Origin of the sequence: Neisseria dentiae (genome assembly GCF_024580525.1) — a bacterium.
Taxonomy (GTDB): Bacteria; Pseudomonadota; Gammaproteobacteria; order Burkholderiales; family Neisseriaceae; genus Neisseria; species Neisseria dentiae_A.
Window position 1 is genome coordinate 141,811 of record NZ_JANIKQ010000001.1, and the last position, 12,466, is coordinate 154,276.

Consider the following 12,466-nt stretch of genomic DNA (forward strand, 5'->3'; position numbering starts at 1 on the left):
AAAACAACATTTATTTGGAAAACACACTATGTTAAGCAAAATCAGCGAATCACTAACCGATTTATCAGGTGCCGAACGCAAAGTGGCCGAATCGGCACTGGCCGAGCCCAAATGGTTCGTGCATGCCGCCGTGGCCGAAATCGCCGAGCGCGCCTCGGTGAGCCAGCCCACCGTTATCCGTTTCTGCCGCAGCCTGGGCTATAAAGGGCTGCCCGAATTCAAACTGGCGCTGTCGGCCAGCATCGGCCACGAAGGCATGCCTTATGTGCACGAAGAATTGAACGCCGACGACGACATGGCCAGCGTGGTGGAAAAAGTGTTGAGCAATGCCGCCGCCTCGATACTCGGCGCGCGCCGCTTTTTGAAAGAAACCGAGCTGGAAACCGCCATTGCCATGCTCACCCATGCCCGCCGCATCGAATTTTACGGCGTGGGCAACTCGGGCATCGTGGCGCAAGACGCGCAACATAAGTTTTTCCGTTTCGGCATTTCCACCGTGGCCTATGTGGACACCCACATCCAACTGATGGCCGCCTCGGTGTTGAGCAACCACGACGTATTGGTGGTGATTTCCAACTCAGGCTCTTCCATCGAGCTGCTCGATGCGGTGAGCATCGCCAAAGAAAACGGCGCGGCGGTGATTGCGATTACCCGTTCCGGCTCGCCGCTGGCGCAACTGGCCGACTGCGTGCTGAGCATCGCCTCGCAGGAAAACGTGGAACTCTACACGCCGATGGTTTCGCGGCTGCTGCAATTGGCCGTTATCGACATTCTCGCCATCGGCCTGGCCCTGCGTTTGGGCGAAACCGCCAGCCTGCAACTGCAAAAGAGCAAACGCAGCATTCACAGCAAACATTTGGAATACGATAAAGACAAGGACTCAGAATCATGAAACATTTACAGGATTTGCCTTCTTGGCGGGAACTCTGGAAACATTTCGACGCCACCAAAGGCCTGCATATGCGCGAAATGTTCGAGCAAGACCCCGAACGCGCCCAACGCTACTGGCTCGAAGTGGGCGGCATCACGCTGGATTATTCCAAAAACCGCATCACCGACGAAACGCTGAACCTGCTGTTCAAACTGGCGCGTGAAGCCGGCCTGCCCGAACGCATCAAACAGATGTTCCACGGCGAAAAAATCAACGAAACCGAAAACCGTGCCGTGCTCCACATCGCCTTGCGCAACCGCACCAATTCGCCCATCGAAGTCGACGGCGAAGACGTGATGCCCAAAGTGAACCATGTGCTGCACCGCATGGGCGAATTCACCCACGAAGTGCGCAGCGGCGAATGGCTGGGCTACACCAACCAAGTGATTACCGACGTGGTCAATATCGGCATCGGCGGCTCCGATTTAGGCCCGCTGATGATGTGCACCGCGCTCAAACCCTTCGGCCACCCGCGGATGCGCATGCACTTCGTTTCCAACGTGGACGGCTCGCAACTGCGCGACGTGCTCGAAAAAGTGCACCCCGAAACCACGCTGTTCGTTATCGCCTCCAAAACCTTCACCACCCAAGAAACGCTCACCAACGCCCTGACCGCGCGCGAATGGTTTTTGAAACACGCCGGCGACGAAGCCGCGATTGCCAAACATTTCGTCGCCGTGTCCACCAACAAAAAAGCCGTGGCCGAATTCGGCATCGACACCGCCAATATGTTTGAATTCTGGGATTGGGTGGGCGGCCGCTACAGCCTGTGGTCCGCCATCGGCCTGCCGATTATGCTGTTTTTGGGCGAAGAAAACTTTATCGAAATGCTCAACGGCGCCCACCTGATGGACCAGCACTTCGCCAACGCCCCGTTGGAGCAGAATATGCCCGTGCTGCTGGCGCTGATCGGCATCTGGTATATCAACTATTACGGCGGCGGCAGCCACGTTATCGCCCCCTACGACCAACACCTGCACCGCCTGCCCAAATTTATCCAGCAACTCGACATGGAAAGCAACGGCAAACAGGTAACGCTCGACGGTCAGCCCGTGGCGCACGAAACCGCACCGATTATCTGGGGCGAAACCGGTATCAACGGCCAACACGCCTTCTTCCAGCTGCTGCATCAAGGCACGCACATCACCCCCATCGACCTGATTGCCTCACTCGAAAAACGCAGCAACCTGCCCGGCCACCACGAAATCCTGCTGGCCAACGTGTTTGCGCAGGCCGAAGCCTTTATGCGCGGCAAAACCCCCGAAGAAGCGCGCGCCGAACTCGAAGCGCAAGGCTTGGATCAGGCGAAGATTGAAGCGCTGGTGCCGCACAAAACCTTTTCGGGCAACCGCCCCAGTAACATCATTCTGATGACCAAAATCAACCCCCGCAACATGGGCAGCCTGATTGCGCTCTACGAACACAAAACCTTCGTGCAGGGCGTGATTTGGGGCATCAACAGTTTCGACCAATGGGGCGTCGAACTGGGCAAACAGCTGGCCAAAACCATTTTGGGCGAATTAACAGGCAAAACCGACGTGCAGCAGCACGACAGCTCGACCGAGCGCCTGATCCGCCTCTACCGCAACGCCAATTGCGACAAAGCGGGAGAGTGCTGAAGAATCAGGCCGTCTGAAAAAACGTCTTTCAGACGGCCTGTTTGCAAGGTGGTAAATGTAGCAAAATAACAGTATTCATAATATTGGAATATCGGTATTATCTGCCGCTTTCTTTTAAGATGAATCATCAATAAAACTGCTGAATATCTTAAAAGAATTATCACCATTTTAAATCTCAACGAGGATATTGATATGTCTGCGCAATCACAACAAAACAACAACTTCGCGTTGTCGGTGTTGACCACGTTGTTTTTCATGATGGGTTTCATCACCTGCATGAACGACATCCTGATTCCCCACCTGAAAGAAATTTTCAAGCTTTCCTACACTCAGGCGATGCTGGTTCAGTTCTGCTTCTTCACCGCCTATGCCGTGATGTCGATTCCGATGGGCAAACTGGTGGAAAAAGTGGGCTATAAAAACGGCGTTATCGGCGGTTTTCTGATTGCCGCCGTGGGCTGCCTGCTGTTTTACCCCGCCGCCGGCAGCCACTCTTACCCGATTTTCTTGGGCGCGCTGTTTATCTTGGCTTCGGGCATCGTGCTGTTGCAGGTTGCAGGCAACCCCTATGTAACCCTGCTGGCCAAACCGGGCAAAGAGTCCGCCACGCTCACGCTGATTCAGGCGTTTAACTCGCTGGCCACCATGATTGCCCCGCCGCTGGGCGCGATGCTGATTTTCGTGGACGCCACCGCCAGCGAGGCCGAGCGCATTTCTTCGGTGCAGATTCCCTATCTGGGCTTGGCCGGCTTTCTGATTCTGCTGGCCGTGGTGGTGAAAATGCTCCACCTGCCCGACGCGCGCAAAATCGCCGAAGAAGAAACCGAACACAACCACGACGGTAAAACCAGCGTTTGGCAATACAAACACATGGTGCTCGGTGCCGCCGCCATCTTCTGTTATGTGGGCGCCGAAGTAGCCATCGGCTCGCTGATGATTAACGTGCTGGAAGTGGCCGCCGGCCTCAACCACACCACTGGTGCATTCTATCTGTCGGTTTATTGGGGCGGCGCAATGGTAGGCCGTTTCATCGGCTCTGCCATGATGAACAAAATCGCACCCAACAAATATCTGGCATTCAACGCCATTTCCACCATCACTTTAACCATTATCGCCATTCTGGCCGGCGGCGGCTTTATCACCATGTGGTCGCTGCTGCTGATCGGTTTCTTCAACTCGATCATGTTCCCGACCATCTTCTCTCTGGCCACTAAAGGCTTGGGTAAATTTACCGGTGCGGCTTCGGGCATTATCTGTACCGCAATTGTGGGCGGCGCAATCGTGCCTGTGGTGCAAGGCTTCTTTGCCGACCACATCGGCCTGTTGGTATCGTTCTTCGTGCCTACCCTTTGCTATCTGTATATCCTGTTCTTTGCTACCAAAGGCTATAAAGCCGACGAGCAAACCGCTTGATTTCGAATAGCGTTTATTTGAAAACGATGATGCCGTCTGAAATTTCAGACGGCATTTTCATTATCTCAACAGACAGCAGCCCATCCATTCCCTCCGGCCAGCCGGTGTAACTGACTATGCCGCATACCTTGCAGGAATCCGCCTGCCTGGCTACCTTTTCCGACTTTTCAGGCTTCGGCAGCAGCTATCAGTATCACCATCGCTGTCCCGATTGAAACGCTGCCGTGCAAGGCCGCAATCAAGAAAACCCTGAAAAATGTCTGCCCGCACTCCCAAATCACCATCAACGCCGAACGCTCTTCCTACATCGCCAGCGACGTTTTGGAGCTGATTGAAGACTTTGCCAACATCTTCGCCAAAGAACACAACATCAACGTGATTCTGAAAGGCTTCAAACCCCAATACGACGAAGAAGGCAACAACTACAACACCCATGTTCGCGTTGCCCACAGAAGCACGATTTAAAACGGCCCTGCCGCCGTTTACAGGCCGTCTGAACAATCCTAAACAGGCGTTCAGACGGCCTTTTTCCGTCCTGCCTCACGAATACCTTTTATCTGTTAATCAAACCGTTTAAAATTATTCACAAATTTGCATACCTTTGCCATACCGTATCTTTGCGGTATCAAGGCTTTTTGAGACAATAACCGCGTTCTTCGGAACGAAAAAACCGGAAAACAACAACACAAACCGCACTATCAAAGGAAAACCTGTGAAACGCATCTTTCTGTTTTTGCTAACCAACATCGCCGTTTTGGCCGTTATCAGCATCATTCTGAGCATACTCGGGGTAAGCGCCAACTCCAACGACATGGTCAGTCTGCTGATTTATTCGGCGGTTGTCGGCTTTACCGGCTCAATCATTTCGCTGCTGATGTCCAAAACCATCGCCAAACGCTCGGTCGGCGCAGAAGTGATTACCCAGCCGCACAATGAAACCGAAGCGTGGCTGCTGCAAACCGTTGAAAACCAAGCCCGCCAGTGGAACCTGAAAACGCCCGAAGTAGCGATTTACCACTCGCCCGAACCCAACGCCTTCGCCACCGGCGCCAGCAAAAACAACTCTTTGGTGGCCGTGAGTACCGGCCTGCTCGACAACATGACCCGCGATGAGGTGGAGGCCGTGCTTGCACACGAAATGGCCCACGTCGGCAACGGCGATATGGTTACGCTCATGCTGATTCAAGGCGTGGTCAACACTTTCGTCGTGTTTCTTGCCCGCGTGGTTTCCGGCATCGTGGCGCGCAGCGGCAACGGCGAAACCTCGCAAGGCACTTATATGCTCGTGAGCATCGTGCTGCAAATCGTGTTCGGCTTTTTGGCCAACTTCATCGTGATGTGGTTCAGCCGCCAGCGCGAATACCGTGCCGATGCGGGTGCCGCCCGCTTGGTAGGCGCGCCCAAAATGATCGCCGCCCTGCAACGCCTGAAAGGCAACGCCAGCGACCTGCCCAAAGAAATGACCGCCATGGGCATCGCCAGCGAAGCGCGCGATTCTTTAATGAGCACACACCCCACCTTAGACAACCGTATCGCCCGCTTGAAGCAGCTGTAACCGGACAACCGCTATCATCAATCAAAGGCCGTCTGAAACGTTTCAGACGGCCTTTTGTATGTAGACCTTTAAAAATATTTAAGCCCGTTTGGCCTACCAAATGCCGTTATTAGCTTCGCAAGCCCGCTGCGCTCTCTCCGAATAGGCGGGAATAACGGCATTTAAGCATTTCAGACGGCCTCAAGGTCGTTTTGCAAAAGCCGCTAATGCAAGTATTGCAAAGATTGCAGCCCGGCTTGTATAGTGAAACAAAATAAAAACAGGCCGGGCAGCTCTATCTGATACGGCGTGAGAAACCCAGGCCGAAACCTTTGCAAGCTGTTCAGACCGTCTGAAAAATTGCCGCACCTCAAAAAAACCTTATGTTTACACCGCCGCAGAAAGGAGAACCATCATGCCGCTGATTGCCGCCGACAACCATTTGTTACTATGGGCGTTTATCATGCTCGCCGCCGCTGCGGCGATCGTTATCGAGCAAAACGTGCGCTGGGCGGCGAAAGTGCCCGGTGCCGTAATTGCGCTGCTGATTGCGCTTGCTGCTTCCAACCTCGGCCTGATCCCCACGGAATCACCCGTTTACGATGCGGTGTGGGGCTATATCGTGCCGTTGGCGATTCCCCTGCTGCTGTTCCAGTTGGATCTGCATTCCGTGTTGAAAGAAAGCGGGCGGCTGCTGCTGATTTTCCTGATCAGCTCCGTCGGCACCGTGTTGGGTGTGTTGTTGGGCTTTGCCATGTTGCACCGCCATATTCCCGAGCTGGATAAAATTTCCGGCATGATCGCCGCTTCCTATACCGGCGGTGGGGTCAATTTCGCCGCCATGACCGCCAAACTCGAGCCCAGCCAAAGCATCACCGCCGCCACCATCGTGGCCGACAACCTGATGATGGCCTGTTATTTCTTTATTCTGATGACACTGCCCGCCCTGCCCGCCGTGCGCCGGTTTTGGGGCAGTCCGCATCAGGATGCGCTTGAAAACAGCAATAACGGCTCAAACCAAAACCAAGCCGCCGCTTATTGACAGCCGAAAGCCATGTCGCTGCAAAGCATCGCTTTGTCTTTGGGTGCGTCGATACTGTTGGTGGCGGTGTCGTTCACCGTTTCCAAATGGCTGAAAACCGTGTTGGGCAGCAGCGAACACATCGTCTTGGATATGCTGATCGGCTTGGTAACGGACAAATACCTGCTGCTCACCACCCTCACCTTCGCCGCCATTGTGTTCTGCCGCAAAGGCGTAGCCAAACTCAGCGGCAGCCAAGAGCTCGGCGCCTACTGCATTTATCTGTTTTTCGTTGTCATCGGCATCCCCGCGTCGATTCCGCTGATTATCCAAAACGCACCGCTATTGTTCGTGTTCACCCTCACCGTCGCGCTGACCAATCTGCTGGTTACTCTCTTGGCGGGCAAGCTGTTGAAATTCGGCATCGAAGAAATCATGCTGGCCTGCAATGCCAATATCGGCGGCCCCACCACCGCCGCCGCGCTGGCCATCGGCAAAGGCTGGCGCACGCTGGTAGGGCCGATTTTGGTAATCGGCACAGTGGGTTACATCATCGGCAACTACATCGGCACGATGGTGTATGCGCTGGTGGGCAATATGTAGCCGCAGAAATATCGGGATGTTGCTCAATCCGAATATCCGTTTTTCTTTTTCAACAAAAAGTACCCGGGTCAGACCCGGGTATGACGCAGGTTTTGAAACACAAACCACAGGCCTGTCTGAAAGCAAGCGGCACGCAGTTTCTGCGCAGCCAAAACTTTCAGACGGCCTAAAGCCTTTCAAACAACCGACTTCAGCAACCAGTTTTTCACCGTCTGCACCGCCGCGCCAACCTGCCGTTTGTCGGGCATACACACATAATAAAACTGGCCGTGCAAAACCGGCTCCGCAACCACTTCCAGCAAATTCAAACGCAATTCTTCGGCCAGCAGCGGCAGGCCGAGCAAAGCCACGCCATGCCCCGCCACCGCCGCCTGCACGGCATGCGTACCGTCCGAATAACGGGTACCGTGCCGGAACAACGCCGGCGGCAATCCCGCCTGCTCCGCCCATGCCGGCCAATCGAACGCTTGCTGCTGCGGCAGATACCAGTTTAGGTGGATTAACGGCCATTGCGCGGCATCTGCCGGCAGCTTCCGCTTCAGCCACGGCGCAGCCACCGGTGCGAAACATTCCTGAAACAGCGGCTCGGCCGTTGCGCCCGCAAACGTGCCGCCGCCGTAGCGCACGGCCAAATCCGCCGCACCACCATTCAAATCTGCCGCAGCATATGAGGCGTGAACGTGCAAATCGATTCCAGGGCAGGCCGTCTGAAAATCCGCCAGCTTCGGCACCAACCATTTGGCGGCGAATTCCGGCGTTACCGACACCGTAACTTTGGTACGGCCGCCGCTGCGGATGCGCTCGATGGCGGCGGAAATACCGTCCAAACCTTCCGTTACCGCCGCCAGCAGCAGCTCTCCTTCGGCAGTCAATGCCACCGCGCGCACCCTGCGCACAAACAACGCACACCCCAAAGCCTCTTCCAGCGCACGGATACGGTGGCTGACCGCGGTGGCGCTCACCGATAACGATTCGGCCGCCGCTTTGAAACTGCCCAAGCGTGCGGCAGCCTCGAATACATAAAGGGCATCGAGCGAAGGTAGGATTCTGGCCATCTATTTGATCAACTTAAGAAAAAGTACACACGTCATACTCGGGCTTGACCCGAGTATCTCAAGTTTCAGACAAGTTCGGGATACTCGGGTCAAGCCCGAGCATGACGGAACTGTTACGAAAATTTAATGGTTCTGCCATCACAACAGATGAATATAAGTTATTTATTGCTTGAGAATATATCGTTTGTTTGCTTGTTTGGCAAACCGGATAATAACCAAACAAACAAGTTATATTCATCTGAAAGGATTCATTATGACCACCCTGCTCCATCTTGATGCCAGCGCCCGCAGCGGCCTTTCCGGCACCGATGCACACGGCTCGCACACCCGCCGCCTGAGCGCGCGTTTTGTGCGGCAATGGCTGCAACACCGCCCCGACACCCGCGTGATTTACCGCGATGTCGGCCAAAACCCGCCTTCACCCGTTTGCGGCGAATGGATACGCGCCGCATTCACGCCCGAAAGCTACCGCGATCAAACGATGCGCGAAGCTTTGCGCGAAAGTGATACGTTGGTTGATGAACTTTTGGCCGCCGATTTGATTGTGGCCGGGGTGCCGATGTACAACTTCGGCCCGCCCGCCCAGTTCAAAGCATGGATAGACAACATCGTGCGCGTGGGCCGCACTTTCGGCTTCGACCGCAACCGCTCCGGCGATCCTTACTGGCCGCTGCTGGCGGACATGGGCAAACGTGTGGTGCTGCTGAGCGCCCGCGGCGACTACGGTTACGACGGCGGCAAAATGTACGGCAAAAACCATGTCGAGCCTTCGGTATTCACCGCTTTAAGTTATTTGGGCATTACCGAACAGCACGGCATCGCCGTCGAATATGACGAATTTGCCGACGAGCGGCTGGTGCAATCGTTGGCAGACGCCGAAGCGGCAACCGACCGTTTGGCGGCCTTATTAGCGGCAAAGATTTGAAAACTTCGGGCGGATTATTTTGCACGGTGTAAGCAGAATTTAAACCGGCAATCAAAAATAGCCCGGCCGGTAATTTTGTAAGCGTTTGATGTATTGATACCGTCTGAGCGGTTGCGGCCAAACGATCGGGGCTATATTTTTTTCAGACAGGCATTCTTTCAGACGGCCTATTCTTTCAGACAGGCATCCTAAAACCTTTGCAAAATTCCTGCCAACATCTTTAAACCTTTGCGTCATGCTCGGGCTTGACCCGAGCATCTCTCTGTTCCACAAGCAATAACAGATACTCGGGTCAAGCCCGAGTATGACGGAATCAAACATTTCAGACGGCCTCAATGAGTGTTGCAAAAATATCAGGCCTGTCTGAAAACCAGCAAAACCGGTTTTCAGACAGGCCTGACACTTGGTTACCGCACCGTTATCTTTGCAGCTGCGCCCTACCCAACTCGGTTAAATCCGCCTCGGTGGCACGGCCTTTGAAGGTGGTTTCGAAGTCATCGGCGGCGAAATCCGGCGGCGATTTGCCTTCCACAAACGCAGTCCACTGGCCGTCCAGATAGGCTTCGTTTTTCGGGCAGCGCGGCGCCACACCGATATACATCACATTGCTGTCGAATTCGCCGTTGTGCTCCGCTTCGACGGAATGCACCAGATCGCAATGCCAAAACACACAATCGCCGGCTTCCATATCGGGAATCGGGCATTCGGCTTCCAGCAAGAGGCCGTGCCATTGCTCGAAAACACCTAAGGCACGCTTGGGCTGCGCACCGCAAAAATCGTCTTCGGCCACGTCGTCCTGCAAGGCGCGCAGCAAGATATACGCCATGCCGTTGGCCACCGGCACCAGTTTCAAGGTGCCGCCATGCGTGCGCTGCGGCGACAGCGAAGTCCAACCTTGGAAGGTGCGGAAAATCGAGGCATTGGCGGGCGATGGGATTTCGCGCACTTCGGTGCGGCCGTCGCCGTCGAACGGGTCGTATTCGCGCCAGTTGCCGTTGAACACGTTGCGGTAAACGTAGCGGAAATTTTCATCCAGCCAGCGCTCGATGGTGCCGCTGTCGACATGGGGCGACAGGCCCAGCGGTTTGGAACGCGGCGGGCGGCGGCGCACGCGGTCGGCATAAGAGATGATGTTGTCGGGGTCGAAATGTTGTTTGCCTCCGGATTCGGTTTTCCATAAGCCGTTGAGAAAGCATTGCACTTTCTTCATGCGCTCGTCCTGCCGCGCCAGTACCTGCGGTTTGCTCCAATAAACGCCGTAAATCTGCGGCTTGCCTTCGTTAAGCGTGCCGAAATAATTGTCTTCGGCGGCGTTTTTCAGCGCTTCTTCAAAATTATTGCCGTCGAGATATTCGCCGATGTCGCGGTTCCATTGCTCGGTGGCGGCACGGTCGAACACGCCGTGCACAATCACGCAGCCGCGCTTGCGGATATCGGCGATTTGTTCGGCGGTGATGTTACCGTTAACGATGTCGTCGGCCTGAAGCTGGGGAATCGGGTTGCCGCCCGAGGCCCGTATGGCTTTGATTTCCTCCACTTGCGCGCGGATATCGGCTTCCACTTCGTCGAACACCCGTTTGTAATCGGGCAATGCGGCTTTCAATTGCTGTTTGGTTGCTTTGATGGTTGCACCTACGTCGGCGGGCATTTCCATATGTGCCATCGGTTTTCTCCTTTAAAGATGGTTTTAGGTTTGTGTTATATAGCCTTAGTAACAGTTCCGTCATACTCGGGCTTGACCCGAGTATCTTGAGTTTCAGCAAGTCTTGAGATACTCGGGTCAAGCCCGAGTATGACGCGAGTACTTTTTAATTGACCATATGCGTATCGCACACGGCTTCAGATTACCGAAAAAGGCCGTCTGAAAAAATAGGCCTGTCTGAAAAACCGCTTAAAATTCGACATGGTCAAACTTTATGAGACCTTTGCAAAACCCTCAGATGTGGATGCAGTTCAAGGCGTAGCAGCGCAGCGAGCGCAGACATAACATAGAGTTAGGCAAGCGAGCGAGCAGTACCCTAAAGGGCATAAACACACAACGCAGAAATGCGCCGCAGATGGGAGTTTTGCAAAGGTCTCTTATGTTTTCAGACAGGCTTATTCTTTCAGACGGCCAAATCCCTAACTGTTCGGATTTTATTGGAAAGCCGCCACCCAGCGCATGACCTCTTCCGCCAAAGCAACCAAGCGCTTTTGAGGCAGGTTTTCCGCCGGCCCGGCCACCGAAACGCCCGCCACCGTTCTGCCGTCGCGCCGCAAGGGAACCGCAAATGCGTTCAGCCCTGCTTCCGCCACCTCCAAATCCAAGGCATAACCGCATGCCGATATTTGCTGCAATTCCGCGCCTATTTCCGGCGGCAGTTTTTCCGCCCTTCTCAAGCTGCGGGCCATTTCGGGGATATTGGCCAGAAAAACCTTGCCCATGGCCGAAGTGGTCAGGCCCTCCCGCCGCCCGCGCGGGCTGACGCCTTTGAAATAATCTCCACTGCCCAAAAAATCGATATACAGATAACCGCGGGTGCCACAGGGCACGGCCAAATAAACGTTTTCGCCGCTGCTATGGTGCAGTTTTTCAACCAAAGCCCGAAAATGCAAACGCAGCTTTTCGTCTTCGTCCGACAAAAACTGGGCGATTTCGCGCAAGCGCAGCCCCAATACATAATATTTGCCTTCCCGCCCGATGTAGCCGAGGGCGCAAAGCGTGTTCAGCAAACCGTGCAGCGTGGTTTTGTTCACCCCCGATTGTTCGGCCAAATCATTCAGGCGCACGCGCCCGCCCGCTGCCGCCACTTGTTCCAACAGATACATCGCCCGTTCAACCGATTGGATATTGCGCGTTTCGTTTACCATTTTCTGTCTCTTGTAAAAACTTATCCGGCATAGTGAACCGTCTTGTCCTGCCCGGCCGATTTGATTAAACTCAAAAAATCTTCTTTCCTGGGAAAACCGCCATGCTCGCCTTAATCGCTACCGGCCTGATACCGCTGATTTTGTGCATCATCAGCGGCATTTTGCTCAACCGCTACCGGTTTATCCCCCACGAAACATGGCTTTCCATCGACAAGCTGAATTATTATTTTCTGTTCCCCGCGCTGCTGTTTTCCAGTCTGTCTGGCGCCGATATCGGGCTGGGCGTGTTTGAAAGCAGCCTGTTCGCCGCACTCGCCGTTGTCAGCCTGTTGTTTGCGGCGGTTTATCTGTGCAAATTTCTTTTTAAAATCAATGAAAAAAATTTAGGCGTGTATGTTCAGAGCCTGATCCGCTTCAACACCTACATCGGTTTGGCCTTGAGCGTGGCGGTATTTCAAGAGCAGGGGCTGGCTGTTTTCGCTGATTATCGCGTTTTCGATTCCGCTGATTAATGT

At 54.4% G+C, this 12,466-nt stretch carries 10 protein-coding genes and 2 pseudogenes; 8 read left to right on the forward strand and 4 right to left on the reverse strand.

From position 1 onward, the window contains the following. The first annotated feature begins 28 nt into the window (after positions 1-28). The 6 genes and pseudogenes from NQ012_RS00680 (at position 29) to NQ012_RS00705 (ending at position 7,121) form a co-directional block, all read left to right on the forward strand. Positions 29-892 (forward strand): SIS domain-containing protein, encoded by an 864-nt coding sequence (locus NQ012_RS00680; RefSeq protein WP_085366307.1) that lies wholly within the window; start codon positions 29-31, stop codon positions 890-892. Next, positions 889-2,550 (forward strand): glucose-6-phosphate isomerase, encoded by a 1,662-nt coding sequence (gene pgi, locus NQ012_RS00685; protein WP_257065531.1) that lies wholly within the window; start codon positions 889-891, stop codon positions 2,548-2,550. The genes NQ012_RS00680 and pgi overlap by 4 nt, the downstream gene beginning before the upstream one ends. A 192-nt stretch (positions 2,551-2,742) precedes the next feature. After that, positions 2,743-3,963: a sugar MFS transporter gene (locus tag NQ012_RS00690; RefSeq protein ID WP_257065532.1), complete on the forward strand. Its 1,221-nt coding sequence runs from the start codon at positions 2,743-2,745 to the stop codon at positions 3,961-3,963. 321 nt (positions 3,964-4,284) lie between these two features. Further along, entirely contained in the window at positions 4,285-4,428 is a 144-nt protein-coding gene (locus tag NQ012_RS00695; RefSeq protein WP_245945464.1) for a hypothetical protein, read from the forward strand. A 247-nt stretch (positions 4,429-4,675) separates the two neighbouring features. Next, positions 4,676-5,518, forward strand: coding sequence for a protease HtpX (gene htpX / locus NQ012_RS00700; RefSeq protein WP_257065534.1), 843 nt, complete (start codon positions 4,676-4,678; stop codon positions 5,516-5,518). Between the two features lie 442 nt (positions 5,519-5,960). After that, positions 5,961-7,121: pseudogene (locus NQ012_RS00705) on the forward strand (DUF819 family protein). Between the two features lie 176 nt (positions 7,122-7,297). Here NQ012_RS00705 and NQ012_RS00710 read toward each other — a convergent pair. Then, on the reverse strand, positions 7,298-8,176 hold the full coding sequence (locus NQ012_RS00710) for a LysR substrate-binding domain-containing protein (protein ID WP_257065535.1): 879 nt from the start codon (positions 8,174-8,176) through the stop codon (positions 7,298-7,300). A 253-nt stretch (positions 8,177-8,429) separates the two neighbouring features. Here NQ012_RS00710 and NQ012_RS00715 point away from each other — a divergent pair, with 253 nt between their 5' ends. Continuing rightward, complete coding sequence (locus NQ012_RS00715; protein ID WP_257065536.1) at positions 8,430-9,101, forward strand: FMN-dependent NADH-azoreductase; 672 nt, start codon at positions 8,430-8,432, stop codon at positions 9,099-9,101. Positions 9,102-9,519: 418 nt separating this feature from the next. Here NQ012_RS00715 and NQ012_RS00720 read toward each other — a convergent pair whose 3' ends face one another. From NQ012_RS00720 to NQ012_RS00730, 3 genes and pseudogenes are all read right to left on the reverse strand, one after another. After that, positions 9,520-10,764: a DUF1479 domain-containing protein gene (locus NQ012_RS00720; protein WP_257065537.1), complete on the reverse strand. Its 1,245-nt coding sequence runs from the start codon at positions 10,762-10,764 to the stop codon at positions 9,520-9,522. Between the two features lie 244 nt (positions 10,765-11,008). Next, positions 11,009-11,173 (reverse strand): annotated as a pseudogene (locus tag NQ012_RS00725) (lipoprotein signal peptidase). 64 nt (positions 11,174-11,237) lie between these two features. Beyond that, positions 11,238-11,951 (reverse strand): IclR family transcriptional regulator, encoded by a 714-nt coding sequence (locus tag NQ012_RS00730; protein ID WP_257065538.1) that lies wholly within the window; start codon positions 11,949-11,951, stop codon positions 11,238-11,240. Between the two features lie 101 nt (positions 11,952-12,052). Here NQ012_RS00730 and NQ012_RS00735 point away from each other — a divergent pair, with 101 nt between their 5' ends. Beyond that, positions 12,053-12,463, forward strand: coding sequence for an AEC family transporter (locus NQ012_RS00735; RefSeq protein ID WP_257065539.1), 411 nt, complete (start codon positions 12,053-12,055; stop codon positions 12,461-12,463). The last annotated feature ends 3 nt before the right edge of the window (positions 12,464-12,466 follow it).

Bases quoted from the DNA above. Each gene is read 5' to 3' on its own strand.
- NQ012_RS00680 (WP_085366307.1), top strand. From the start codon at position 29: ATGTTAAGCAAAATCAGCGAATCACTAACCGATTTATCAGGTGCCGAA.
- pgi (WP_257065531.1), top strand. From the start codon at position 889: ATGAAACATTTACAGGATTTGCCTTCTTGGCGGGAACTCTGGAAACAT.
- NQ012_RS00690 (WP_257065532.1), top strand. From the start codon at position 2,743: ATGTCTGCGCAATCACAACAAAACAACAACTTCGCGTTGTCGGTGTTG.
- NQ012_RS00710 (WP_257065535.1), bottom strand. From the start codon at position 8,176: ATGGCCAGAATCCTACCTTCGCTCGATGCCCTTTATGTATTCGAGGCT.
- NQ012_RS00715 (WP_257065536.1), top strand. From the start codon at position 8,430: ATGACCACCCTGCTCCATCTTGATGCCAGCGCCCGCAGCGGCCTTTCC.
- NQ012_RS00720 (WP_257065537.1), bottom strand. From the start codon at position 10,764: ATGGCACATATGGAAATGCCCGCCGACGTAGGTGCAACCATCAAAGCA.
- NQ012_RS00730 (WP_257065538.1), bottom strand. From the start codon at position 11,951: ATGGTAAACGAAACGCGCAATATCCAATCGGTTGAACGGGCGATGTAT.
- NQ012_RS00735 (WP_257065539.1), top strand. From the start codon at position 12,053: ATGCTCGCCTTAATCGCTACCGGCCTGATACCGCTGATTTTGTGCATC.